General features: G+C 46.8%; 27 protein-coding genes and 1 tRNA gene. 22 read left to right on the top strand and 6 right to left on the bottom strand.

Annotated elements, in window-relative coordinates; all coding sequences use genetic code 11:
* The 6 genes from rsxD to L4D05_RS03580 form a co-directional block, all read right to left on the bottom strand.
* A complete protein-coding gene (gene rsxD / locus L4D05_RS03555) occupies positions 1 to 1,047 on the bottom strand; it encodes an electron transport complex subunit RsxD (RefSeq protein ID WP_428793036.1) in 1,047 nt (348 codons plus the stop codon).
* Positions 1,047 to 3,530 carry an electron transport complex subunit RsxC gene (gene rsxC, locus L4D05_RS03560; RefSeq protein WP_428793037.1) on the bottom strand — a complete coding sequence of 828 codons (2,484 nt, stop codon included), beginning with the start codon at positions 3,528 to 3,530 and terminating at the stop codon, positions 1,047 to 1,049. The genes rsxD and rsxC overlap by 1 nt, the downstream gene beginning before the upstream one ends.
* A 7-nt stretch (positions 3,531 to 3,537) precedes the next feature.
* Positions 3,538 to 4,119, bottom strand: coding sequence for an electron transport complex subunit RsxB (rsxB, locus tag L4D05_RS03565; protein ID WP_428752287.1), 582 nt, complete (start codon positions 4,117 to 4,119; stop codon positions 3,538 to 3,540).
* On the bottom strand, positions 4,119 to 4,700 hold the full coding sequence (rsxA, locus tag L4D05_RS03570; RefSeq protein ID WP_250616967.1) for an electron transport complex subunit RsxA: 582 nt from the start codon (positions 4,698 to 4,700) through the stop codon (positions 4,119 to 4,121). The genes rsxB and rsxA overlap by 1 nt, the downstream gene beginning before the upstream one ends.
* A gap of 312 nt (positions 4,701 to 5,012) precedes the next feature.
* Positions 5,013 to 5,088: transfer RNA gene (locus tag L4D05_RS03575), tRNA-Asn, on the bottom strand.
* 247 nt (positions 5,089 to 5,335) lie between these two features.
* Positions 5,336 to 6,049, bottom strand: a complete 714-nt coding sequence (locus tag L4D05_RS03580; RefSeq protein ID WP_428793038.1) for an XRE family transcriptional regulator — start codon at positions 6,047 to 6,049, stop codon at positions 5,336 to 5,338.
* 439 nt (positions 6,050 to 6,488) lie between these two features.
* Between L4D05_RS03580 and L4D05_RS03585 the strand changes: the two genes are divergently transcribed.
* The 22 genes from L4D05_RS03585 (at position 6,489) to L4D05_RS03685 (ending at position 23,527) form a co-directional block, all read left to right on the top strand.
* Positions 6,489 to 8,717 (top strand): DNA-binding protein, encoded by a 2,229-nt coding sequence (locus L4D05_RS03585; RefSeq protein ID WP_428793039.1) that lies wholly within the window; start codon positions 6,489 to 6,491, stop codon positions 8,715 to 8,717.
* A gap of 49 nt (positions 8,718 to 8,766) precedes the next feature.
* Positions 8,767 to 9,474, top strand: a complete 708-nt coding sequence (locus L4D05_RS03590; protein ID WP_428793040.1) for an AAA family ATPase — start codon at positions 8,767 to 8,769, stop codon at positions 9,472 to 9,474.
* An 8-nt stretch (positions 9,475 to 9,482) separates the two neighbouring features.
* Positions 9,483 to 10,004 (top strand): hypothetical protein, encoded by a 522-nt coding sequence (locus tag L4D05_RS03595; RefSeq protein WP_428793041.1) that lies wholly within the window; start codon positions 9,483 to 9,485, stop codon positions 10,002 to 10,004.
* Positions 10,001 to 10,528 carry a hypothetical protein gene (locus tag L4D05_RS03600; protein WP_428793042.1) on the top strand — a complete coding sequence of 176 codons (528 nt, stop codon included), beginning with the start codon at positions 10,001 to 10,003 and terminating at the stop codon, positions 10,526 to 10,528. The genes L4D05_RS03595 and L4D05_RS03600 overlap by 4 nt, the downstream gene beginning before the upstream one ends.
* A gap of 63 nt (positions 10,529 to 10,591) precedes the next feature.
* The gene (locus L4D05_RS03605) at positions 10,592 to 10,828 is read left to right on the top strand and encodes a hypothetical protein (RefSeq protein ID WP_428793043.1); all 237 of its coding nucleotides are present in this window, start codon (positions 10,592 to 10,594) and stop codon (positions 10,826 to 10,828) included.
* Complete coding sequence (locus tag L4D05_RS03610; protein WP_428793044.1) at positions 10,825 to 11,439, top strand: DUF3164 family protein; 615 nt, start codon at positions 10,825 to 10,827, stop codon at positions 11,437 to 11,439. The genes L4D05_RS03605 and L4D05_RS03610 overlap by 4 nt, the downstream gene beginning before the upstream one ends.
* Before the next feature lie 15 nt (positions 11,440 to 11,454).
* Positions 11,455 to 11,670, top strand: a complete 216-nt coding sequence (locus L4D05_RS03615; protein ID WP_428793045.1) for an ANR family transcriptional regulator — start codon at positions 11,455 to 11,457, stop codon at positions 11,668 to 11,670.
* An 82-nt stretch (positions 11,671 to 11,752) separates the two neighbouring features.
* Positions 11,753 to 12,226, top strand: a complete 474-nt coding sequence (locus tag L4D05_RS03620) for a gp16 family protein (protein WP_428793046.1) — start codon at positions 11,753 to 11,755, stop codon at positions 12,224 to 12,226.
* A gap of 108 nt (positions 12,227 to 12,334) precedes the next feature.
* Complete coding sequence (locus L4D05_RS03625) at positions 12,335 to 13,255, top strand: chromosome partitioning protein ParA (protein ID WP_428793047.1); 921 nt, start codon at positions 12,335 to 12,337, stop codon at positions 13,253 to 13,255.
* Positions 13,256 to 13,404: 149 nt separating this feature from the next.
* A complete protein-coding gene (locus L4D05_RS03630) occupies positions 13,405 to 14,661 on the top strand; it encodes a hypothetical protein (RefSeq protein ID WP_428793048.1) in 1,257 nt (418 codons plus the stop codon).
* Positions 14,662 to 15,020: 359 nt separating this feature from the next.
* Positions 15,021 to 15,293: a hypothetical protein gene (locus L4D05_RS03635; protein ID WP_428793049.1), complete on the top strand. Its 273-nt coding sequence runs from the start codon at positions 15,021 to 15,023 to the stop codon at positions 15,291 to 15,293.
* 171 nt (positions 15,294 to 15,464) lie between these two features.
* Positions 15,465 to 15,872: a Mor transcription activator family protein gene (locus L4D05_RS03640; RefSeq protein ID WP_428793050.1), complete on the top strand. Its 408-nt coding sequence runs from the start codon at positions 15,465 to 15,467 to the stop codon at positions 15,870 to 15,872.
* 114 nt (positions 15,873 to 15,986) lie between these two features.
* The gene (locus L4D05_RS03645; RefSeq protein WP_428793051.1) at positions 15,987 to 16,427 is read left to right on the top strand and encodes a DUF5675 family protein; all 441 of its coding nucleotides are present in this window, start codon (positions 15,987 to 15,989) and stop codon (positions 16,425 to 16,427) included.
* 2 nt (positions 16,428 to 16,429) lie between these two features.
* Complete coding sequence (locus L4D05_RS24075) at positions 16,430 to 16,693, top strand: hypothetical protein (protein WP_489686378.1); 264 nt, start codon at positions 16,430 to 16,432, stop codon at positions 16,691 to 16,693.
* Positions 16,681 to 17,217, top strand: coding sequence for a 3TM-type holin (locus L4D05_RS03650; protein ID WP_428793052.1), 537 nt, complete (start codon positions 16,681 to 16,683; stop codon positions 17,215 to 17,217). Before L4D05_RS24075 ends, L4D05_RS03650 begins: the two co-directional genes overlap by 13 nt.
* Positions 17,214 to 17,450 (top strand): TraR/DksA C4-type zinc finger protein, encoded by a 237-nt coding sequence (locus L4D05_RS03655; RefSeq protein WP_428793053.1) that lies wholly within the window; start codon positions 17,214 to 17,216, stop codon positions 17,448 to 17,450. Before L4D05_RS03650 ends, L4D05_RS03655 begins: the two co-directional genes overlap by 4 nt.
* Entirely contained in the window at positions 17,432 to 17,767 is a 336-nt protein-coding gene (locus L4D05_RS03660) for a DUF2730 family protein (RefSeq protein ID WP_428793054.1), read from the top strand. The genes L4D05_RS03655 and L4D05_RS03660 overlap by 19 nt, the downstream gene beginning before the upstream one ends.
* The gene (locus L4D05_RS03665) at positions 17,767 to 18,060 is read left to right on the top strand and encodes a VpaChn25_0724 family phage protein (RefSeq protein WP_428793055.1); all 294 of its coding nucleotides are present in this window, start codon (positions 17,767 to 17,769) and stop codon (positions 18,058 to 18,060) included. Before L4D05_RS03660 ends, L4D05_RS03665 begins: the two co-directional genes overlap by 1 nt.
* A 264-nt stretch (positions 18,061 to 18,324) precedes the next feature.
* Positions 18,325 to 18,903 (top strand): DUF3486 family protein, encoded by a 579-nt coding sequence (locus L4D05_RS03670; RefSeq protein ID WP_428793056.1) that lies wholly within the window; start codon positions 18,325 to 18,327, stop codon positions 18,901 to 18,903.
* Positions 18,903 to 20,468: a terminase large subunit domain-containing protein gene (locus L4D05_RS03675; protein ID WP_428793057.1), complete on the top strand. Its 1,566-nt coding sequence runs from the start codon at positions 18,903 to 18,905 to the stop codon at positions 20,466 to 20,468. The genes L4D05_RS03670 and L4D05_RS03675 overlap by 1 nt, the downstream gene beginning before the upstream one ends.
* Before the next feature lie 42 nt (positions 20,469 to 20,510).
* Positions 20,511 to 22,130, top strand: coding sequence for a DUF935 domain-containing protein (locus L4D05_RS03680; RefSeq protein ID WP_428793058.1), 1,620 nt, complete (start codon positions 20,511 to 20,513; stop codon positions 22,128 to 22,130).
* Complete coding sequence (locus L4D05_RS03685; RefSeq protein WP_428793059.1) at positions 22,130 to 23,527, top strand: phage minor head protein; 1,398 nt, start codon at positions 22,130 to 22,132, stop codon at positions 23,525 to 23,527. The genes L4D05_RS03680 and L4D05_RS03685 overlap by 1 nt, the downstream gene beginning before the upstream one ends.

Here is a 23,527-nt window from a genome sequence, read left to right on the forward strand (position 1 = left end):
TTAATGTCCGTAAGTTCTAGGTTTAGTGTAGTAATCAATAAGTGGTACGCACATGTTGGCAAGAAGTACCGCGAATGCGACGCCATCTGGAAATCCACCCCAGGTACGAATGACAAAGACCATTACCCCTATAAAGGCGCCGAATATTAGTCTGCCTTTGACCGTTGTCGATGCTGATACCGGATCAGTAGCAATGAAAAATGCCCCCAACATCGTTGCTCCAGATAGTAGATGTAACAATGGTGAGGCGGATTCGCCAGGGAAGACCAGAGCAAATAAACCACTGATTATCACCAACGCACCGAGGAAGGCAACAGGGATATGCCACTGAATAATGCGTAGTTTAAGCAACACGAGTCCGCCGGCTAAATACGCCAGGTTTACCCACTCCCAGCCGATACCCGCTAAACCAGAGAAGATTGGTTGCTGAAAAATTTCCGTCGCAGTGTAACTGTTTTTAAAGCCTGTTTTTAATGCATCCAGTGGCGTCGCCATCGTAATGCCATCAATTCCAGTTCTAATTTGCTGTAACGAGTAGCCATCTACGTCAAAGCCGGTAAAGATCAGCGAAAACGTATCTTGGAACGTGATGGACTCACCGCTCAGAGAGAGTGGGGTAATCCAGCTGGTCATTTCTACAGGGAATGAAATAAGGAGTACCACATACGCGACCATCGCGGGGTTAAATGGATTTTGCCCCAGTCCGCCGTAAAGATGTTTAGCGATAATAATCGCAAAAATTAAACCGATAACAACCACCCACCATGGCGACATTGGCGGGATAGCTATCGCTAATAACCACGCAGTAACTAGCGCGCTATAATCGCTAAGCGCCCGTTTTGGAGAGCGTTTGCGAAGCAGCATTACCAATGCTTCAAGCGTTAAGCCAACGATAAGAGCCAAACACAGTTGGATAATGGTGCCCCAGCCAAAGAAGTAGCTTTGGGTGAGTAAGCCCGGTAGTGCACACAGTGCCACGCCTTTCATGAGATCGGGGGTACGCTTGCGATTGTGCGCATGCGGAGAGCTAGCAATAAAGAACGCCACTAGTTGTTCTCCTTATCTTGTTGTTCATTTTTAATCTTACGTGCCTTTGCACGGGCAATTGCCGCCGCAACTGCGGCTTTTTTCGGGTCACTGCTAGCCGATGCTGCATCGTCTGAATCTGGCTGAGTCTCGCTTGGCGTGACAGGTTGCGCAGGCTTTTCTGCTTGCTGCGCTTTGCGTGCCTTTGCACGGGCAATTGCCGCAGCAACCGCAGCTTTTTTCGGGTCACTGCTAGCCGATGCTACATCGTCTGAATCTGGCTGGGCCTTGCTTGGCGCGACAGGTTGCGCAGGCTTTTCTGCTTGCTGTGCTTTACGCGCTTTTGCACGGGCAATTGCCGCAGCAACCGCAGCTTTTTTCGGGTCACTGCTAGCCGATGTTACATCGTCTGAATCTGGCTGAGCCTCGCTTGGCGTGACAGGTTGCGTAGGCTTTTCTGCTTGCTGTGCTTTACGCGCTTTTGTACGGGCAATTGCCGCAGCAACCGCGGCTTTTTTCGGGTCACTGCTGACCGATTCTGCGTCGTCTGAGTCTGGCTGAGCCTCGCTTGGCGTGGCAGGTTGCGCAGGCTTATCCGTTTGCTGCGCTTTACGCGCCTTCGCACGAGCAATTGCAGCAGATACAGCGGCTTTTTTCGGGTCTGAGTCGATGGTTTGTTCTGATTGCGATAGTGTTACTTCTGCTTCAGATGCTTGTTGTGCCTTACGGGCTTTTGCACGGGCAATAGCGTCGGCAACCGCTGATTTTTTATCATCGGATTGAGCGGCATTATCTGCAGCAGATTGGCTTGCTTTTCGCTCTCGAGCGAGGCGTTTACGCTCTTCCCTTAACTTCGCCATCTCACTGTTATCGGGCTCTGCGGAATCGGAGGCTTTTGCCGCTGCTTGCTTGGCTTTAGCACGAGCGATTGCCGCCGCTACGGCAGGTTTTACTTCGTCGTTTTTAGGTTCAGCTTTTTGTGCTTTCACTCTTGCAATTGCCGCGGCAACGGCATCATCACCATTTGAGGTCGCCATCTGTTTACGACGATCATCGGCGGCTTTTTTAAAGCGGTTTTCTCGTTCAGCCTTATCTCGTTCCAAGCGCGCTTTTCGCTCTTCAAACCGCACTCTTGCGCGTTCTGCTGCTTCGGCTTCTTTTGTCCGAGTTCGGATTTCAGCTTTTGCTTGGCGATAGTACTGAACCAGTGGGATTTCACTTGGGCAGACAAAAGCGCAGGCTCCGCACTCTATACAGTCTTTGAGGTTTAGTTCTTCACATTTATCGAATTCTTGTGATTTTGCGTACCATTGAAGTTGCTGTGGTAACAACGAGGCAGGGCAGGCTTCTGCGCATTGGCTACAACGTATACATGCCATCTCATCTTGGCGTGGGTCAATCTCACGAGAGGTTGGCGCCAAGATACAGTTAGACGTTTTGGTAATCGGCACATTTGCGTGCGGAAGAGTAAATCCCATCATGGGGCCACCCATAATTAAACGGGGGGCTTTTTTGTCCGCTTTATAACCAAACTCATCGAGCAGTGATTGCACCGGGGTACCGATTCTCGCCCAGACATTTTGCGGTTGTTTAAAGGCTTTTCCGGTTAGAGTGACCACACGCTCTAAGAGAGGCTCTGCATTGCAAATAGCACGCTTAATCGCGTACGCGGAGCCAATATTTTGCACTAAAAGGCCAATATCTGCAGGTATGCCACCAACTGGAACCTCTAGGTTAGTCAGTATTTTAATTAACTGTTTTTCGCCACCGGATGGGTATTTTGTTGGGATCACACGAATGACGATATCGTCATCTTTTGCGGCAACTTCCAAGGCTTTAATAGCGTCAGGTTTGTTATCTTCAATGCCAATAATGGTCAGTTTCGGCTGTAAAATATGCTTGAGGACTCGGATTCCTTCAATGACATCGTCAGCGTAGTCTTGCATGAGTCGGTCATCGGCGGTGATATAAGGCTCACACTCAGCAGCGTTTAAGATCAGGATGTCTGTTCTTTGTAAACCTGCTTGAATTTTCTTGGCGGTGGGAAAGCCTGCTCCACCCATCCCTGAGATACCCGCTTGACGAAGTGTTTCAATAAGTTGCTCAGGTTGCGATAAGTGATAGTCGTTTACAGGCTCTCGCTCGATCCACTTATCTTCGCCATCAGGTTTAATGATGATGCATAAATCAGTCAGTCCGGAAGGGTGAGCGACCGTTCTTGGCTCAATCGCTATGACTTGACCGGATGTCGGTGCGTGAACTGGTAGCATAAACGCCGCGTTCACTTCACTCAGTGGTTGGCCTTTTAATACCAGACTGCCCACTTCAACTAGCAAATCTCCGGGTTTACCGATGTGTTGCTTAATAGGGATCACCAACTCAGCAGGAATTGAAGCGCGAGAGATAGCTTTCTTGTTGGACTGCTTTTTATTTTCAGCTGGATGGACTCCACCTGGGAAATCCCATAATGAGCCAGATTGAATTTGTTCAATAAGTGACAACATACCCTACCTACTGCTTATTTGGCTGAGTGTTTGAATCGGTAATATTAACCACCGGAATGGTATTTAATTGCCATTTCCAAGTATCAACGGTGGCCTGGACTGGAATCATTTCAATACAATCGGTTGGGCAAGGCGCAACACACAGATCACATCCAGTACATTCATCCTTTATTACGGTATGTAATGCTTTAGTGCCGCCAACAATGGCGTCAACCGGACAGGCTTGAATGCATTTGGTGCAGCCAATACACATATCTTCATGGATAAACGCGACTTTTTTCAGCGATTTCTCATCATCATGGGCGGAGCTTTCGACTTCAACGCCCATTAAATCGGCGAGCTTCTCAATGGTAGCTTGACCGCCAGGAGGGCACTTATTGATAGCATCGCCATTTGCGATAGCTTCCGCGTAAGGTTTACATCCTGGGTAGCCACATTGACCACATTGCGTTTGCGGCAAAATAGCATCAATTTGTTCGACAATAGGATCGGCTTCCACTTTGAATTTAATGGAGGCGAAGCCAAGTATTGCGCCAAAAAAGGCGGCGAGGACGACAATCGCCGTTACTGCAATAATTATCGCGCTCATTACAGTTTCACCAAGCCAGTAAAGCCCATAAAGGCAAGAGACATTAGCCCTGCTGTGATCATTGCAATGGACGCACCTTTAAACGGAGCTGGCACATCAGCAGCCGTGATACGTTCACGCATAGAAGCAAATAGAATTAACACCAATGAAAAACCGACAGCCGCACCAAAACCATAAATTATGGACTCCATGAAATTATGATTTTCATTAATGTTGAGCAATGCAACACCTAGTACGGCACAGTTGGTCGTAATAAGTGGCAGGAAAATACCCAGAAGGCGATACAAGGTAGGACTGGTTTTGTGAACGACCATTTCAGTAAATTGCACAACAACGGCAATAACTAGGATAAAACTCATGGTTCTTAGGTACTGAATACCAAGAGGAATGAGAATATAAGTTTCAACAAGGTACGCACACACTGAGGCCAAGGTAAGGACGAACGTCGTCGCCAACCCCATGCCGATTGCGGTTTCTAATTTTTTTGATACACCCATGAAAGGGCATAAGCCAAGAAATTTTACCAGTACAAAGTTATTGACGAGGACTGTGCCCACAAGCAATAGGAAATATTCGGTCATAATAGTAAGTGTAAAGAGCTCCGATCTGGTTATTATCGTGCTTTGTGTGGCTAATAACAACCAATGAAACATAAGGTTTTATTGGTTTGTCGTAAATTTATTGGTTTCTAGCAAATTTGTCGGACTTCTGGTCAATATTGTTCGCTTCTTGTGAACAGTCTGGGTTCTATCTGAAATGGTTAGCGCTTAGAGATATTGATTCGTCTTACGAGAGTTTGTCCACTTTGGGTGTGATGGCCAGTGTCAAAGACTTTAGAATTGATGACATCTAGAACGAAAAAAGCCGCATCAGATGATGCGGCTTTTCGAATTTGGCTCCCCCTGCAAGACTTGAACTTGCGACATACGGATTAACAGTCCGCCGTTCTACCAACTGAACTAAGGGGGAATTGCTTTAGCGCGGCGAATATTAGCGATATGTAACCTACCATCCAGAATGAAAAACATAAGGAATAAATAGGATGCTATCGGAATAGACCGGAACGCTGCGTCTTTCAACGGGGCAGGATATTATCACCGTACTTTTTTAAAATCCACTAGAAATGAAAAAAAGTGGGAAATTTTTTAAGTCGAAACGGAGAGAATGAAAAACCGCTTAAAATGCCAACAATGATCCGATTCTCCGTTTAATACTTTTATAAGTCGGTTGCCCGTTGCACGACTTTACCAACGATGCAAAGTTCACCAAGTTGTTCTTTTGGTACATGAATCGGTGGGTATTCTTTATTGTCACTAATTAGATTCAATGAGCCGTCAAAGCTTTTTTGTACTCGCTTGGCATATAGTTCGTCACCTAAGCGAATCACATAAATATGACCATCGATTGGCTTGGTTGAGTCTCTATCTATGAGCAGTGAATCATTGTCGATAATGGTATCAGCCATAGAGTCGCCTTTTACAAAGACAACAGCGCAGCGCTCTGGATTCAAGCGCTTGTATTGCAGGTACTTCTTACGAAATGCTAGCCAGCGTTTCGGCTTCTCATCAAAAGCCTGACAACCATTACCAGCAGACACTTGAATGTGAAAGCCAGGTACAAGGCAGAACTCTTCATCAAACGCCATTACGTTTTCGGGCGTAGTGATAGCCGCCGTTGGGTTAACGCTGTCTTTACGCTCATTCTCACCAATAGCTAGCCATTCCAGGCTAACACCACAGGCATTGGCGATCTTCATTGCCGACTCAAGGTTGGGCACCGAGCCTTTGAGCATTTTTCTTAGTGCGCCTTCCGAAAGCTCGACCTTAAGAGCGAACTGCCTAAGGCTGTCAGACCCAATCAAAGTTTCCAAGCGCGCAGGTAATGATCCGATTCCTTCTTGAAGAATCGGATCGCTGATCCGTTTTTCCATGTTTGATCCGTTACTAATTATTTTTCTTATTATTCAAGTGGTTAGTATTTTTGATGTGCGTCAGATCGCACAACCTAAAACGGATGCGTACTGCGGTGTTGATAATTTCTGCGGTACGCACTATGATCGTCCTGTAGTTCGCAGTGCGTACTACGGTACTCAATTTTATATATTCGTTCGCAATGCGAACATCAACAGAGTGTAACTGAAAGCATGGATATAGTCACTGAAAGAGACATCAGAGCCGCGCTCCTCAGAAGAGGCTACAGCTGTCGAAGCTGGGCCAAAGAGCACGGTTTTAATGCTAGGACTGTTCAAAAATGCATCCAGCGTCATGCGCCAAACCAGAACAAAAAAGTTCAAGGAAAGAAATACTTAGCAATCATGAAACAACTATCTAAGTCGCTGGAGGTCAACGAACAAGACTTAATAGGAGGTCATGATGAATAAGGAATGGTTTACGGCGTCGGAGCTAGCTGGGCTACCTGGCTTACCCAATACAGATCGAAATGTGAGACTCAAAGCACAAAAGGAGGGCTGGAAGTTTCAAAAGCGTACTGTAGGAAAGGGATATGAATTCCATATCTCAGCATTGCCTACTCAAGCACGCACTGAAATACAAAAACAAACCGTGTCAAAACTGGCGCAAACAGACCAAGCCACGCAGCAAGGTTTGGCAGATGCCGCCGCGATGGTGCAATCAGAAAAAGCCAGTAACGCACTAAAGCAAAAGAGCCGCCAAAACTCATTGCAGGTACTTAATAGCCTGTCAGATAAACAGCAACTTAAAGCCACCGCAAGAGCAAGAATCTTGCAACTGCAAGCCCTGTATCTCGCCCCATATAAAGACGTAGGTCATTTAGTGGCAGGTGAGCACGAGTTTATCGACTCTTACAACTCAGGCGAGCTTAACGTTGAAGATTGGGTGAGAGGGGCAGTAGCAAAAGTCAGCTTTAGCACGTTGCGCCGTTGGCAAAAGCAACTTGATGAAGAAGGTATGGGACGCCTTGCAGGTAACTATGACAGTAACCAGCGAGAAGGGCTGATTGAGCAGCAACCCGAGCTACAAAACTATCTTGTTGCATTGGTTACAGGCAAGCCTCATCTAGCTAAGCGCCCTCACGTACTCAAGCGCATGATAGAGCAAAAAATCGCCGACTATCCTCATTGGCAAATACCGTCCGCAAGCTCAGTGAGTCGTTGGCGTGATAAGTGGATGAGCAACAATATTGCCAAGTTCACCAACCTAACTAACCCCGATAGCTACAACAGCAAACACAGGCCGCTATTTGCCAAAATGTACCCTTGGGTGAACGCGCCAAATGACTGTTGGGAGTTTGATAGTACCCCAACCGATGTACAGCTCAGTGTTAATGGCAAACTCGTCCGCTACAGCATCATAGCGGTTATCGATGTCTATACGCGCCGTGTAAAACTGCTGCTTGCGCCAACCTCGTCGTCAGAAGGGATTTGCCTGTTACTTCGCAAATGCTTACTAGAGTGGGGGATGCTCAATCCAGATGGCGTAGCAAGAACAGATAACGGGTCGGACTACGTTTCAAAGCGCGTCAGTACCGTGTTCCAAATGCTAGACATTGACCAATCACGAGCCAATCCATTCTCTGGTTGGGAGAAGCCGTATATTGAACGTTTCTTTAGAACGCTCAGTAGCGCCCTGTTTGAATTGTTGCCTGGTTACATCGGTCACAGCGTCACCGATAGACAACAGATAGAAGCGGCAAAAGCCTTTGCTCAACGTATTGGAGAAGGAAAAAAGAAAGCGCAGCAAGAAGCGCTGGAACTAGCCCTCTCACCGGAAGAGCTAGAAACCATCATGAATGATTGGGTCGAGCATCGCTATAACCATACTGCTCATCAAGGGCTAAATGGCGAAACACCTTTCACTAAATACACCAGTAGTGGTTACAGGCCAAGCACTATCGGCGCGCCGCATAGCTTAGATGTTCTGCTGAATTTCGTATCAGAATCCTACGTAATTCGAGGAGGCGTGAAAGCAGGCTCCGTTCGCTATACCGCGCCAGAGCTAATGAATCCAGTTTGGGATAGAAAAAGAGTTCGAGTCTTTAATGACCCAACCGATATTGGCTCAGCAACCCTTTATTCACTGGATAAACCTGGCGTATATGTCGAAGCCATTAACGATGAGCTGGTGGGTAAAGGCATTTCACCTGAACAGTTCCGCCATGCGCGTAAACAGCACAACAAAGCCCTTTCTCAATTCCGAAAAACGGCGAAAAAGCTGCAAGACGAATTCGGTATCGATACCCAATATGCACAAGCACTGGCCGCCGACAAAGCCAAGAACAACTTGGCGGGTTTGAACTTGCCAGGCTTACCAACCGATAACCCAATGTTAGGGGCGTTATCCAAATCCAATCGACCAAAACAACAAGCTTTGCGTAGCGACGCTGAATTAGAACAGCTAGAAAACACCAAGCAAAAAATCATTCAACAAGAAAGGGAGCTAAGCCAACAGCGTGGGCTTGTGATACGCAATATTCACGAAAAGGCCAGAGTGCTCGCAACAGACTCACTCACTAGACAACTTAACGAACAAGAAGAGAGGTTCCTCACCAAATACAAGAAAGACAACCCGATAAGCAAGAAACAGATAGAAGAGATTATGGCGCAACGCCGCCAAGCATAACGCGCCATAACAGCAACACTCAAATTTGTGCTACGAAAAGGAGTTTAGAATGAAACCAGTAGTTGCACCAGTGAAAAATCTGCTATCTACGCAGATTGCACTCGAAAACTTGCGTCAAAGCGCCTATGGCGTTCCCTTAGTTGGATTAGTACATGGTCTTAGTGGCTACGGTAAAACCACCGCCATCACCTACCTTTACAACCAAGTGAACGGTATTTACGTCAGCGCTCGCGCACACGACTCAACCAGCAGCTTACTTCACCGCATTGTTGAAGAGCTAGGCTCGCAGCCTATGCACCGCATCAACAAAAACGTCGATTTTATCATCGAGAAAATGAGCATGGACGAACGCCCATTGTTTATCGATGAAGCCGATTACCTCATGCAAGACAAACGCATGCTAGAGACCATTCGTGATCTCTATGACGGTACAGAAGTGCCCATCATCTTGATAGGTATGGACCAAATAGCTCGCCGAATTAGCACCCATAAACAGTTTTACAACCGAATCTCAGAATGGGTCGAATTCAAACCCGCAGACAGCGACGACGTACACACCATGGCCGAATACCTACTTGAAGATGGCATCAAAATCGACGACGAATTACTTGATCATCTTCGTGTAGCCACAGGAGGGGAGCTGCGCCGAATTACCATCGGTTTGCAGAAGATTGAATCGTTAGCCATCGCCAACGACCTCGATCTCATCACCCTTGATCATTGGGGTGACCAACCATTTCACGGAATGCGCTCATAGAGGTGAATATGACAAAACGACAGCTTGCTTGGTCGTACATAGCGCAATTCGGACAGGATGAATTCACCGGAGTGCAAATAATGCAGGCAGTTGAACTCAACAATCAGCGAACCCGATATCTGCTCAAGTCGCTTTGCGATTTGGGCAAGATACAAATGGTCGACGAACGAGACACCATGCTGACCAGCCGTTATAAGCTGGTCGCCAAAAGCTCAGTCGTCAATCCAAATCGGCTCGCCAGAAAGAAGGGTGCAAAACGCTTAAAGGTCAAACAGCGCCTGTGGAATTCGTGCCGAGTATTAAAAGTGTTTTCCTTACACGACTTATGCTCCACCGCATCAGCCGCACTCTCTACAGGCAATAACTTCTTAAGACCTCTGATAAAGGCAAAGATAGTTCGTCGCTGCGAAACACCACACGGCTTGGTCTACAGGTTGAACGGAACGTATCGCGTGGAATGCCCAGAAGTCATAGAAGATGGAGTGATGATCAAAGAGCGTTTCTACCCCTTTAGGGAGGAACAACAATGACTGAAGCATCATGGCTACAAGCACTAAAGGCAGAAATAGACAAGCCAGGTAACTCACAAAGCAAAGTGGCGAAGCAGTTGGGGATTAGCACCTCAAAGCTCAGCCAAACGCTGCGAGGGGTTTACCCAGGCTCCGTCGATGATATTCGGGTCAAGGTGGAAGGCATGTACATGACCAAAACCGTTATGTGTCCGGTGAAAGGGCAGCTACTGGTCAACGAATGTGCTGAAAACCAACAAAGACCTTTTTCATCCTCGAACCGAGAGCGAGTCAGGCTATACAAAGCTTGTCGTGCGGGATGTCCCCATTCGAGCCTAGAGCAGACTACCAGAGCAAAGGCCATCAATGTGGTTTCTGATGAAGCAGAAATCTACAACATCGATAAGCAATTGGCGTTTCTGATACGAGAAGCCAAAGGCAACGAACCGCGCCTAAACGAGTTGCTTCAAAGTGAGCTAGTTAAGCTCGCGGCGAAGTACAACCAATTGCTTTGGAAGTCGAGATATCAAGCCAACAAACAATGATCGCCTTCAATCGGGATAGTCCCACTAAAGGTGGGACACTGAAAGAAGACAAAAGGGTGAACCATGAAGTCATTAGAACAACGCGCATCAAACGTAATGAAAAAGCTTCGCCAGCTTGGATGCAATGTCGTCACCGCAACCAAAACACCGCGAGGCGTATTAATTAACATAGAACAACCCACGCTAGAAATGGCGGGCAGCGCCATTGAAATTAAACAGAATGTTCAAGGGATAAGCTCGACGGTATACAGCCTGCAAGTGGATGGCTGCACCGTTAACTGGAAGGAGCAAACACAATGACAGATATCGCAGTCCCCCCAGGTTACTTGCTCGACCGTAAAGGTCGCATGGTGCCAGAAAGCCAAGTATCCGCCCACGATTTAGAAATGCATGAATTTGTCCTTGGCACCGTTGCCAAAGCTAAAACCGTGCAAGAGCAATTACGTGATTTTAAAGCCGCAGCATTTGGTGATTGCCACGCCTTTTTAGACTTACTGGCTGAAAAGTATCAGCGCAAGCTCGGCGGCGAAAAAGGCAACGTGACCTTTTCAAGTTACGACGGGACGCAGCAAGTACAAATCAGCGTGCAAAGCTCAATTGTCTTTGGCCCAGAATTGCAGGTAGCAAAAGACATCATTGATGAATGCCTGCATGAATGGTCAGAAGGGGCCAACGCCAACCTGAAAGCGGTCGTCACCGACGCCTTTGAAATAGACAAAGAGGGCAACCTCAATACAGGGCGTATTTTGTCTTTGCGCCGCATCAACATCGCCGATAGCCGTTGGCAAGAAGCGATGAAAGCTATTGCCGACTCCATTTTAGTCGCATCCACCAAGCCTTACATTCGTTTTAAAGAGCGAGGCGACGCGAAAAAGATGGTCAACATTTCACTTGATATTGCTGCACTCTAAGGATGGAGAATCACAATGAAAAAACAAAAGGAAAACGCGCGTTATGTAGAACAAGCTCAGGCCGCCGCCATACTAGAGCAGCAAGGTCATTACACCAATGCCGCCTTTGTATGGGCTGCTGCCGCGCAGTTTGCCACAACTAGCCACAATGAGAATTGGGCGCAAGCGCGCAGCGAGTTCTGCGATAGATGGGCGCTGTGCTACGAGCATGAAAGGCAACACGCCGCCTAAGCAAACAGCCCACGACTTAGCCCACGTTCGTGGGCTTTTTTACACCAAACTAACGTGCACCAAACCCACGCGAGGTATAGCCATGAAATCACGTCAATCGTTAATTCAACTTATTCATATCGCCAAAAATCAACTGGCAATGGATGAGGATATCTACCGTTTACTGCTACAAACCACCACAGGTAAAACCTCCTGCAAAGCGATGAATCTAACAGAATTAGACACCACGCTAAAAGCGATGGAAGCCAAAGGGTTTAAGCGCCAATTTAAAGCCAAACAATCAGGTGTTAAACGGCGTTTAAGTCCTAAATCGGGCAAATCAAAAAACCGTATGATTGATAAGTGCCGAGCGATTTGGATCACCATGTATCAGCAAGGGATTGTGCGGGACGGCTCAGAAGCGGCGCTGGATAAGTACACGCAGCGGGTGCTGTCTAAGCGGGAAGATAAGGTGGACTGCATTGCTTGGTGTGATGTGGGTCAGGCTTATGTTGTGTTGGAGTCGTTAAAGTGTTGGTATAAGCGGGTGATGAATCGTGAGGTGAATTTAAGTTGATAATGCATATTGTACTTATACGAGTAGCATAGGTAATATTAACAAGAGTTTACGTTATAGTGGTATCTGCTATTTTTAGATGTACAGTTCTGAGTTTTAGGAGCCTTGATGTCAGAATATGAGTCAATTGTTAGTATGTTTTTACGATATAGTTTTGAGGCTGTTGTTGCTGGCATAATAGTATTTTTATTAATCAAGTATTTTCTTCCCGGTTACCTTTCTCAAAAAGGCAAAAATTTGGCAACGAAGGAAGATATTGAGGGTATCACAGAAACAATAGAGTCTGTTAAGGCTGGATATGCTGAAGTATTAGAAGGAATTAAAAGTAATAATCAGATAAAAATTGCAGCAATAGAAAGAGAAAAAGCACTAAAAAAAGAAGTGTATATGGAGGCTGTTGAGGCCATAACACACAGTCAAAATATGATAAGCGGTTTTGCTAATCTTAATGTTAGTGAAGAACAACTTTCTTCTTCATTCTCTGGTAACGCAGGAAAAATTGCGAAGGTACAGTTAGTCGGCGAAAAAGAGACAGTCCGGGCCGTATCATTATTTATGGGGGAGATTGGAACTGCAGTTCTCTACTTGATGTTGGAGCGCAACCCTTTGATGCTGCGCAAGCAGCATATTCAACGCTTAGAAGGCACTAGGGATAAGCATCAAATTGAAATCGATAGGTACCTATCAATAATTAATAAGCTAAAGCTAGATAGCAGTACAGAGCAAGGTATATGGCAACATGTAAATCAGAGCTTGAGTTTTGAGTGTACGCGAAGAGACGAGTTAAATGACGAGATACAGTCTCTTTTGACGATACAGAGTAAAGAGCACTTAGCCTTTACTCGCAAGTGTATGGATACGTATTTTACGGTATCAAAACTCTTGCCACAAACTGTTCTATCTGTACGACGAGAACTAGAGCTTGATATTGATGAGAGTGATTACGTTGAAATCTTTAACTCTAACCTTGTAAAAGGTAAGCAGGTTTTTGAAGCGTTTCTTTCTGAGATCGAGGTTAACGTAGTGTAGTAAGTTGGATGGTAGTTTTACTTGGCTATATGGATTTAGTTCTAAAAGATAGGACCCTGTCACATATAAGCTAATAGAGTTATATGATGAGTTTTTTTTAAATTAGGAAATGATGATAATATATGCCTATCAATAAGATAGGTGATGGTATGAGTAACGTTTCAGAAGATAAATTAATCGTTCATTACGATCGAGCTTTTAAAGCTAAGTTTATAGAATCACTGGAAGAAGTCATTGATAAAATTGATGGTTTTGAGATACGATTTGAAATTGAAGAGCTGAAAGATAGTGTTTTTGATGATCCTACGGATTCTATTGATGGTGGTTATGTTGTTTTAAGCATAGACCCTGATGATGAGATTGATGTGTACTACTCACCTTTAGAGTTTGGTAGTGACTTAGTACTTAAGCAAAGTGATGTCATTACTTTGCTGCATGATTTAAACAATGCTGAGTTAATTGACTATAAAGAATATTTCAGTAAGACAATGTATCTTCATCGGGTGTCCATAACTTCGAAACATGATGAGAGCTACTTAAAGCTATTAATGCTCGTTACTCAGGTAGATGATGTTGAAGTGTACCTATCTCCGGAACCTTCTTTCCATTTTAGTTATCTCCTTTCTCAACAAGGGCATAGAGAGCCAGTTGATCATGATAGTTTTGTCGTAATCAAAGGTAGTGAACTGACCTTAGATAGATGTAGGCAGATATATAAATCTTTTATATTTGAAGCAAACTCAGTATCAAACGCTCAAATAGAGTCCTTCCCAAACGAACCTTTTGATATTGATGATTATTTGGTCGCTGCGCCAGAGAGACCAGCTGAAGCAACAACGATTAAAAGAAAGTTGATACTTTGCGATGATACAGAAAAAGTAATAGATCTCTACAACAAGGCAATGTGCTGTGATGACGATGAAGTAGCGGTATTATTTTACTCAAAAATTCTAGAGTTCGTATCTGAAACAGTCGTAAGAGTTAAAGTTACGGATGAAGCTAGGAAAGCACTATCTAGCAACAGAGCTATGGATCCCGATGCCAATTTCATTAAAGAGTTACAGAACTTATTCAAGGACCATTCATATCAAAAAGATGCCGATTCTATTAAGTTAACGGTACAGACGTGCGGCTATTTTAAAGATTTAGAAGATAAAGTACCTAGTTATATTAAAAAGAAAATAGTGACTGAAAGTAAGAAAAAGGAATGGGACGCTTTAGGTTATATTGCCGATTCGATTACTGCAACGAGGAACAGTATCGCCCACGCTAAAGCAAACTACAGGCCTTCCGGAAAGGAAATTCCTGAAGCTCAGTACAACGAGCTTGCTGAGCTTCTTAGAATATTAGCACAGCAGTGTATTAGGTGGTATGCAGCTCAAAGTCCACTTATTAGAGTTAAGTGATAAGGTCTTCTGGCCTCAAGCCCCTAAGTAAGCTAAGGATAATGAGGTCATGTCACAGCGAGAATTTATCGCATTCGTCAATATCCATTCAGAAGATATAAGCCGTATTGTGGGGTTGTAAGATCACAGCACCATTTAGGCTACTTTCGGTAGTTGTATACGCCACTTGCTTTAACGGGTGTCCCTTCTGGTACATTTGAGAAATCAAAATAATTGCTCACTCCATCAGGTTTGACTACAAATGCGAAATCACCTCCAGAGGTGCCACCCCAACCCCAACGATGATTTAGCCCCCCAAGTCACAATTTTTCAGTCGAACATCATACTTGATAACATGTATTAGTCGATATCATAGTGGTATGGACACTAAAGCTATTATCCTAACACTTATTCATCGTGCAAAATCGGATTGTGATACTTCTTTAAACGAGCTGTTTGGAATGATGAATCAAGCTGTGATGAGAACCGATGAAGAAGAGATAGATTGGCATTTGATGAATGATTTGACCAAAGCCGATATACTTTTATTAATTGTATTAACTGATATCTATTTAACGATTAACTTTGACGAATTAGTGCTTAATGAAGCTGTAAATTATGTTGTGATGTTCGATCATAACTTAGTGCACTGATTGAGACCTGTGATGCTGTGTCCTTTTGAGTTCACTACAGGATCACTATTGTTCCTCAATATTGTTAGACTAGACGGTGAAAAAGGATCGCCTAACCCCAAAACTTCCCCTTGAGGATCATTCCCCCTGACATACCCTTATTCCTACACCAAGCAGGAATAAGGGGCGACCATGTCACAGCAAGAACTCATCGCATTCGACAACATCAATTTAGAAGACATAGACCGCATTGTGGAGCTGCAAGGTGACAGTACCAAATGGCCAGTGGTGTTGGCAGAATTGCACACTCTGGTGGTGCACAACCTCGCGCAAAGCGGCTTAAAAGCCGAGCAAGCAAAAAGCTTAGGCTTCACCTTAACCTTATCCATTGCCGACCACCTTGGCGGCGCGCAAGAATATCTGCCTCGTGGTGATGCACTGCGCCGTCAAATTCGTAACATGCGTATGTACGACGAATTCAACGGTCGCAACCATCTAGAGCTATCCAAGCGATACGGTATTACCGAACGCGCCGCCTATGAAATTCTTGCCAAGCAACGAGCGATTGAAATCAGGCAGCGTCAACCATCTTTGTTCTAACTTCCTGCATTCAACGCCCCCATTAATTGATCGCCTTCAATTCAGCTTAGCCTCGTCTCTCCGTCACAATCGAATCTCTACCAGCATCATGTGACGGAAGACAAGGAGGCGGCCATGCCCCAAAAACCAAAACGTTTAATTCTGCACCGCAACTATTTTGACCACGGCGTGTTTAGCACCTTGTGCGATGAGTTTGGCAACAAGCTTTGCCACACCATTGAACGCCCTTGGCAACACAACCAAAAAGGTGTGTCTTGCATACCAGAAGGGGAGTATCACCTTACGCCCCATCAAAGCCCAAAGTTTGGCCAATGCTATGCACTGGATGGTGAAGAGCATGGCGTCACCGTTTTTGGCCCTAGTCAGCGTACCCACATTCTTATTCATAAAGCCAACAAAGCCTCACAGCTACAAGGTTGTATTGCGCCAGGCATGACCTTTGGTGTGCTCGATGGTGAGTGGGCAGTACTAAATTCAGGCCACGCCTTCAATGCCGTCATGAAGTATTTAAACGGCCAACCAGCGCTACTCGATATTCGCCAAGCGCAGAGGTAGCCATGGGAAGCAATTGGAAATGGTCATATCAATGTGGGCGTAAACGGCGTTTAAGCGCGGAATTAAACGCCGCAAATAATGAAAAAGCCATGCCCAACGTTGCCCCACTTCATAGCCATGACGCCACGATGCAAAGTTACTTTAACCGTGGTTGGCACAGCGTGTCACTGTGTGAAATTAACGCCCACACAGGGAAAACACCACCGCCCGTTGCCATGGCCAAACGCTTAGCCAAATTAAGGAGCATCAAATCATGTCACTTTTAGCCATCGCAGGCTTAGCCCTTAAAGCTGGCCCTGCATTGATTCGCGGCGTGTCGTCCATGTTTGGCGGCAATGAGACCGCCGAAAAAGTTGCCAAGGCGGTAGAAACCGTCGAGAGCATGACAGGCTCAAGCCTAGAACAGAAAAAAGCCGCCTTAGAAAGTGAGCTTAATACGCTCTCGCCCGATGAACGAATCGCCCTAAATCAACTTAAGGTCGAGTTGGAAAAAGAAGTCACCAAGCGAGCTGAAATTGCCGCGCAAGACAGACAAGCCGAGCATCACGAAACCCAAAGCACCGTTCGTCATAGTGACGATGCAAAAGACCCGTGGGTAAGGCGAGCTCGCCCCATCATGGCGCTAACCAGTACCTATGCCACTTTTGTTTACGTCATCGCCATGTCGGTGCTCAATGCGCTAGGTAAAGGCACGGGCCCAGAGCTAGGGGTGACGGCCACGTTACTCGGTTTAGCGGTAACTTTTATGGGCCTTCGTTGGGATGAGAAAAAGCGAGGTATCGCCTCATGAGCGACATTATCGATAAAGCTTCAGCGCTTGAGCAGCTGCAACGTACTCGCGCCATTCAAGCCGCTCGCCAGCCTGTTCATGAACCCGATAGAGAACAAGAAGGTGACACCATTATCTGCGCATGTTGTGGGGTGGCGATAAATCCCAAACGTTTACTAGCACTGCCTAGCACTACGGTGTGCGCGCCGTGCAAACAACAACTGGAGGGCAATCAGTGGCCTCGAATTACCTAGAAGTCATTCGAACCTATTGGCCGATTCTAGCCACCATCATGAACCTGGTCTTTTTGCTGGTGGGGTTTGTGATGACCAAAACCTTTGCGTCAAAAAAAGAGCTCGGTGAACTGAAGGAGCAGCAAAGCAAACTAGATGGCCGCCAAGTCTTACTCGAAAACAAGGTCGAAGGCATGCCCACGTCCAAAGAAGTGTCAGAGCTGAAAGTCAGTATGGAAACCTTACATGGCGACATCAAAGAAATACGGCCTCAGCTTAAATCACTACAGCGTATGAGTGACTTGCTGCTAGAAAATGAACTCAAGGAGAAGCCTTAATGGCATTAAAAGAGCTACTGCAACAAGACCGACGCCTAGTGATATTACGGGTGTTGTCTGAGTCAGCAGGGTACACCGCCAATGAATCGATTCTTGATTCCGCGCTCGATGCTTACGGTCATAAAGTCAGCCGTGACACCGTGAATGCAGAAATAACCTGGTTGGCTGAGCAAAACCTCATTATCACTCAAGAGCTGGCGGCCACACAGGTGGCGACGCTGACCCAACGCGGTCTCGACGTCTGTGAAGGGCAAGCCAAACATCCAGGCGTGAAAGCGCCACTGCCGAAGTAACACCCATTAACGCCATGAGCCAAGGAGTTGCGATGCAAGACTTTATCCCCAGCCTTTTTATTGTGAAGTGCTATCTAGCCTGGGTGGCCGTTTGCTTAACCTATTACTGGGTTCGTTTGCGCTTTATCGATAAAAAGTCGCCGTATGTTAGGCCACGTATCCAGCGTGGGCGAGTGCGATTTATGGCGTGGCTAAAACGCAACCGTACCCATACCTGTATCAATACAAGCACCAGCACTAACACCTGTAATAGGGACCACCCGAATGGCCGATAGCACGCACACCAAACATCGCCCAAGCAAAATCGACCAGCTACCGGATGACATAAAATCTCAGCTCAACGTGCTGCTGCGTGAAGGTCGAATGACTCAGCAGAAAATTCGCGATGAAGTGAATCAAATCATTGTCGATAGCGGGGTAGATTCTGAACCAGAGTACATCAAACGCAATGCCTTAAGCCGCTATTCACAAGCGCAACGCAAGGCGATGGAGCGCTATCAAGAGGCGCAAGATTTCACCAAGTATTGGGTGGGGCAATACGGCGAGCTGCCGCAAACGGACATCTCCCGTGGTTTAATTGAAATGCTCAAAGAGCAAGCTTTTCGCGTGCACATGGACAGCGTGGAAAAAGACAAAACCCTCGATCCAAAAACGCTCAACAATCTTGCGCTCACCATTAAACGCCTAAACGAAGCGCAAGCAGGCAGCGTTAAACTGGAAAAAGAAATCCGTAAACAAGCCCTAGAAGATGCCGCCAATAAAGCCGAATCCGTAGCGAAAAAGGCGGGGCTCACGTCCGATACAGTGAAACTACTCAAAGCCGAATTACTGGGGATACAGTAATGAGCGCCACCGCTGAGCTCGATGCGCTAAGCGTCACCTCCATTCCTCCAGAGCTATTGGTCGAGTTTGACGAAAACGAGTTACTGCTGGGCTATCAAAAGCGTTGGATTGCCGACGAGTCGGTATTGAAAATTGCCGAGAAGTCTCGCCGAACCGGTTTAACCTTTGCCGAAGCCGCCGATTCATCATTAACCGCTGGCGCAGCAAAAGGTGAGGGCGGCAGTCATGTGTTTTATGTCGGTTCAAATAAAGAGATGGCCAGAGAGTTTATTGATGCCGTGGCACTTTGGGCGCGTATCTTCGACAAAGCCGCAGGTGAGGTGCAAGAAGAGCTGCTTAACGATGAAGACAAAGATATCTTAACCTTTGTGATCTACTTTGAATCAGGCTTTAAAGTACAAGCGCTATCCAGTAACCCGTCGAACCTGCGTGGTATGCAAGGCACGGTCATTATCGATGAAGCCGCTTTCCATGACAGACTGGCAGAAGTCCTTAAAGCCGCACTCGCACTCACTATGTGGGGTTCGAAAGTGCGTCTTATCTCCACGCATAACGGCGTGGACAATCTATTCAATCAATTAATTCAAGACAGCCGAGCAGGCAAAAAGCGCTACAGCGTACATACCATCACGTTAGATGACGCCTGTGCAGAAGGCTTGTATCAACGTATTTGCCAAATTCAAAAAAAGCCCTGGAGCCAAGAAGATGAAGAGGAGTGGAAAGCCAATCTACTCAACGACACCGCCACCAAAGATGACGCATTAGAAGAATACTACTGCGTGCCCAAAGCATCGAGCGGCCAGTACATACCATTGGTACTCATTGATGCCGCCATGCAATCTGGCGCGAAGTGTTTGGAGATAGAAGCCCCAGACGAGTTTATGAACTGGCCAGAAAGCGCCCGTAAGTTGTTGGTTGAGCACTGGTGTGAATCTGTGTTGTTGCCAGAGCTAGAAAACCTCAATGTCGACCATCACCACTCGTTTGGCGAAGACTTTGCCCGTAAAGGAGACTTGTCTATTTTCGTGCCCCTTGCCGAGCGCCGCGACTTATCGAAGTTCGTCCCATTCTATGTCGAGCTACGCAATATGACCTATGACGCCCAGCGTGAAGTGATGTTCTATCTGTGTGACCGACTACCGCGTCGGCGCGGCATGGCCTTTGATGCCACTGGTAATGGTGGCTACTTAGCCGAGGCCGCAGCACTTCGCTATGGCACCGATATGGTGGAGCAAGTGGCGCTGAATGACCCGTGGTATCGAGAATGGATGCCAAAGCTTAAAGCCCAATTTGAAAGCCAGAATCTTACCCTTCCTCGTAATGAAAATGTCAAAGGCGATTTGTGTCAAATCCAAGTGATTAATGGCATTCCAAAAATAGACAAAGGCAAAACCAAAGGTGAAGACGGCAAGCAGCGTCACGGCGATGTTGCGGTCGCGCTCGCCATGGCAGAGCGTGCCAGCTGGATGGATGGCTCAAGCATTGAATACACGCCACTTCCCGATAAACACGCCGAATCCGATGAGGATGATGACTACCACCGCTTTGAGCGCGGCAGTTGGTAAATATGGGTAAGTATTAGACAAGCCGTGGCTAAAGGAGCCGTAATGAAACAGCAATCAATCATCGTTGATAAATGGGGGCGTCCCATTGAAAAAGGCGCATTAGACGTCATTCAAACCCAAGGTGACGCGCGTATTTCTCAGCTCTATAAACACTATGCCAATCATCCATCCAATGGGTTAACCCCTTCTAAGCTGGCCAACTTACTTAAAGAAGCCGAGCAAGGAAACTTGGTGGCGCAGTGTGAATTGGCAGAGGACATGGAAGAAAAAGACGCTCACATTCAAAGTGAACTGGGCAAGCGCCGCATGGCGTTGCAAGGGGTAGAGTGGAGCATTAAGCCGCCGCGTAATGCCAGTGCGCAAGAGCAACAAGACACCGAGATGATTCAAGAGCTATTGGAAGATGCGACTTGGCTTGATGATGCGATATTTGATCTCTCGGACGCAACGCTTAAATCCTTCGCCCACCTAGAGCTTGAATGGGGCTTTGAAGAAAACACCCATTATTTAGCCGATGTCTATTATCGCGATCCATCTTGGTTTCAAACTAACCCAGACAATCGCAGTGAGCTGCGGTTAAGAGATGGCAGCCATAACGGCGCAGAGCTGCAACCCTTTGGTTGGGTCCAGCATACAGCAAAAGCAAAGTCTGGTTACATCGACCGCCGTGGTTTGGTTCGCGTACTCGCGTGGCCGTTTCTGTTTAAAAACTATTCCGTTCGAGACTTGGCCGAGTTTCTAGAAATCTATGGGCTGCCTATTCGTTTAGGCAAATACCCAGAAGGCGCAACCCAAAATGAGAAAATGACCCTTATGCGTGCGGTTATGGGGATTGGCCATAACGCAGGGGGCATTATCCCCAAAGGGATGGACATCGATTTTCAAAACGCCGCGAACGGGCAGAGCGATCCGTTTATCGCCATGATGGAGTGGTGCGAGAAGTCGCAATCCAAAGCCATTTTAGGTGGAACGCTCACCAGCCAAGCCGACGGAAAAACAAGCACCAACGCGCTAGGTAACGTGCATAACGAAGTGCGAGAAGAAATCCGCGACTTTGACCTAAAGCGCTTGGCCGCCACGCTCACTCGTGATGTGGTCTATCCGCTTTATACCCTTAATGGCAAAAGCTACCGCAACCCGCGCCGTATGCCACGTTTTGAATTTGAAACCACCGAAGCAGAAGACTGGAAAGCCTTCAGTGAGGCCATGCCGGGCATGGTGGAAATGGGCATGCGTATTCCTCTGCAATGGGCGCACGATAGAACGCAAATCCCGATTGCCCAGAAAAATGAAGAAATATTGAGTAAATCGACGTCTAGCCAAGTGAATACACCTAATCCTAATAAGCCGGATTCGGATAACCCAAGCACTGCGGCGCTTAAAGCTCGGCAGCAAAATAATAGTTCAGATAACGGTAGCTTGAATAAAGATAGCGTGGATGATCAGCTGGAAGTGTTAAACGCCCAAACCCAAGGTTTATTAAGTGAGCTGCTTACCCCAGTTCAACACATGGTCATGAGTGCAACCAGCTTAACCGCGCTACGTGATGACATTCTGACGCTAACAGGCCAAATCGGTATTGATGATTTGGCAGAAGAAATGACCAAGGCATTAGCGGCGGCGGAACTTGCAGGCATCAGCGATGTGCAGGATGGCAAATAATGCCCGTTAACTATGGTTCGCTGCCGTTTGATGAGCAAATTAGCTACTTTCGCAGTAAAACCAATATCAGCACTGAGCGCTGGGCCGATGTCTGGCAAGGGGCCCATGACCGCAGCTTTATGGTGGCAGGGGCGATGAAAACCGATTTACTGGCAGATTTTCGCGGCGCGGTGGATAAAGCCATCAGTGAAGGTAAGTCGCTAGGATGGTTTAAAAGCCAGTTTAATTCTATCGTCGCCAAGCATGGCTGGCAGCATAAGGGGGAGGCGAATTGGCGCAGCCAAGTCATTTACGAAACCAACTTACGCCAAAGTTACACCGCAGGCCGTGAGCAGCAGATAGAACAAATTAAAGGGCGTCGACCTTATGGGATATACAAGCATTCAGGCAGTGAGCATCCTCGTCATGACCATTTAACGTGGAATAACCTAGTGGTGCCATTAGATGACCCGTGGTGGCAAACCCATACCCCAACTAATGGCTATGGCTGTAAATGCAAAAAGCTCACCGCTAGTCAGCGCACGTTAGACCGTTTAGGGTTAACAGTGACAGGCCCGCCCAAAGTGGACTACTACGAGTGGGTCGACAAAGTCACGGGTGAAGTCCATAAATTGCCACAAGGCATTGACCCAGGCTTTGACTACACGCCCAAATCCAGCGCGCAATTAACGAATAAAACGAAAGCCATTCTTAATAGTAAACCTGCCTTAGAACAACGGCTCACCCCTCGTAGTGTTGACCACGCCTATTCCAGCGTTAAAGGCGTGAGCGCGCAGCGAATCAGCCAGGTGTTGGATGAACTCGACAGCCCAGAGCTGGCGTTATTTAGTCAGGCATTACACAAGCACAATCTAAAAACGTTGGTACTTAAACAAACCGAGCTCAGTGGTGGGGCGAAAGCCAGAGCCATCGCCACAGACGTGGAAGCGTATTTACAATCAGGGAGGCCACACCCTGTAGCGCTTTATATGACCAGACGACCGACCAGAACCAACGGCTTTACCAGTGCGCGTTGGCAACATGTGGTGGTAAAGGCCAAAGCAACGGCGAATCTTAGTAAGGTGAGCGCGCAGCATATTACCCAAGGGATAGAGCTGGCGTTAAAACAAAAACACCTTAAACCTGTTTGGTCGATGTCGTCAGCAGCAGAAGCGTTACACGGTCATTCAGCCCGAGTACTCACCACCTGGGCGCATGAAATGGGGCATCAAATACACATGAAAGGTGGACGCCCATCGCCCCCTGTTTCCACCGCACTTACGCAATACGCGGCCACCAATGATAACGAATGGTTTGCCGAGCACTTTGTCGCCTGGTTATTTGCGCCAGCGCAATTAAAGGCCGAGTACCCAGAAATTTTTAACTTTATTACGGACACCGCGAAAAAAGCGGCATAG

It is taken from the genome of Vibrio nomapromontoriensis (genome assembly GCF_050337205.1).
In the GTDB taxonomy this organism is placed as follows: Bacteria; Pseudomonadota; Gammaproteobacteria; order Enterobacterales; family Vibrionaceae; genus Vibrio; species Vibrio nomapromontoriensis.

Coding starts and splice junctions, on each gene's coding strand:
- L4D05_RS03640 (WP_428793050.1), top strand. CDS start 15,465: ATGTCACAGCAAGAACTCATCGCATTCGACAACATCAATTTAGAAGAC.
- L4D05_RS03595 (WP_428793041.1), top strand. CDS start 9,483: ATGACAAAACGACAGCTTGCTTGGTCGTACATAGCGCAATTCGGACAG.
- L4D05_RS03600 (WP_428793042.1), top strand. CDS start 10,001: ATGACTGAAGCATCATGGCTACAAGCACTAAAGGCAGAAATAGACAAG.
- L4D05_RS24075 (WP_489686378.1), top strand. CDS start 16,430: ATGGGAAGCAATTGGAAATGGTCATATCAATGTGGGCGTAAACGGCGT.
- L4D05_RS03650 (WP_428793052.1), top strand. CDS start 16,681: ATGTCACTTTTAGCCATCGCAGGCTTAGCCCTTAAAGCTGGCCCTGCA.
- L4D05_RS03645 (WP_428793051.1), top strand. CDS start 15,987: ATGCCCCAAAAACCAAAACGTTTAATTCTGCACCGCAACTATTTTGAC.
- L4D05_RS03670 (WP_428793056.1), top strand. CDS start 18,325: ATGGCCGATAGCACGCACACCAAACATCGCCCAAGCAAAATCGACCAG.
- rsxA (WP_250616967.1), bottom strand. CDS start 4,700: ATGACCGAATATTTCCTATTGCTTGTGGGCACAGTCCTCGTCAATAAC.
- L4D05_RS03665 (WP_428793055.1), top strand. CDS start 17,767: ATGGCATTAAAAGAGCTACTGCAACAAGACCGACGCCTAGTGATATTA.
- L4D05_RS03620 (WP_428793046.1), top strand. CDS start 11,753: ATGAAATCACGTCAATCGTTAATTCAACTTATTCATATCGCCAAAAAT.
- L4D05_RS03680 (WP_428793058.1), top strand. CDS start 20,511: ATGAAACAGCAATCAATCATCGTTGATAAATGGGGGCGTCCCATTGAA.
- L4D05_RS03585 (WP_428793039.1), top strand. CDS start 6,489: ATGATGAATAAGGAATGGTTTACGGCGTCGGAGCTAGCTGGGCTACCT.
- L4D05_RS03630 (WP_428793048.1), top strand. CDS start 13,405: ATGAGTAACGTTTCAGAAGATAAATTAATCGTTCATTACGATCGAGCT.
- L4D05_RS03590 (WP_428793040.1), top strand. CDS start 8,767: ATGAAACCAGTAGTTGCACCAGTGAAAAATCTGCTATCTACGCAGATT.
- L4D05_RS03615 (WP_428793045.1), top strand. CDS start 11,455: ATGAAAAAACAAAAGGAAAACGCGCGTTATGTAGAACAAGCTCAGGCC.
- L4D05_RS03685 (WP_428793059.1), top strand. CDS start 22,130: ATGCCCGTTAACTATGGTTCGCTGCCGTTTGATGAGCAAATTAGCTAC.
- L4D05_RS03635 (WP_428793049.1), top strand. CDS start 15,021: ATGGACACTAAAGCTATTATCCTAACACTTATTCATCGTGCAAAATCG.
- L4D05_RS03675 (WP_428793057.1), top strand. CDS start 18,903: ATGAGCGCCACCGCTGAGCTCGATGCGCTAAGCGTCACCTCCATTCCT.
- L4D05_RS03580 (WP_428793038.1), bottom strand. CDS start 6,049: ATGGAAAAACGGATCAGCGATCCGATTCTTCAAGAAGGAATCGGATCA.
- L4D05_RS03625 (WP_428793047.1), top strand. CDS start 12,335: ATGTCAGAATATGAGTCAATTGTTAGTATGTTTTTACGATATAGTTTT.
- L4D05_RS03655 (WP_428793053.1), top strand. CDS start 17,214: ATGAGCGACATTATCGATAAAGCTTCAGCGCTTGAGCAGCTGCAACGT.
- rsxB (WP_428752287.1), bottom strand. CDS start 4,119: ATGAGCGCGATAATTATTGCAGTAACGGCGATTGTCGTCCTCGCCGCC.
- L4D05_RS03610 (WP_428793044.1), top strand. CDS start 10,825: ATGACAGATATCGCAGTCCCCCCAGGTTACTTGCTCGACCGTAAAGGT.
- L4D05_RS03605 (WP_428793043.1), top strand. CDS start 10,592: ATGAAGTCATTAGAACAACGCGCATCAAACGTAATGAAAAAGCTTCGC.
- rsxC (WP_428793037.1), bottom strand. CDS start 3,530: ATGTTGTCACTTATTGAACAAATTCAATCTGGCTCATTATGGGATTTC.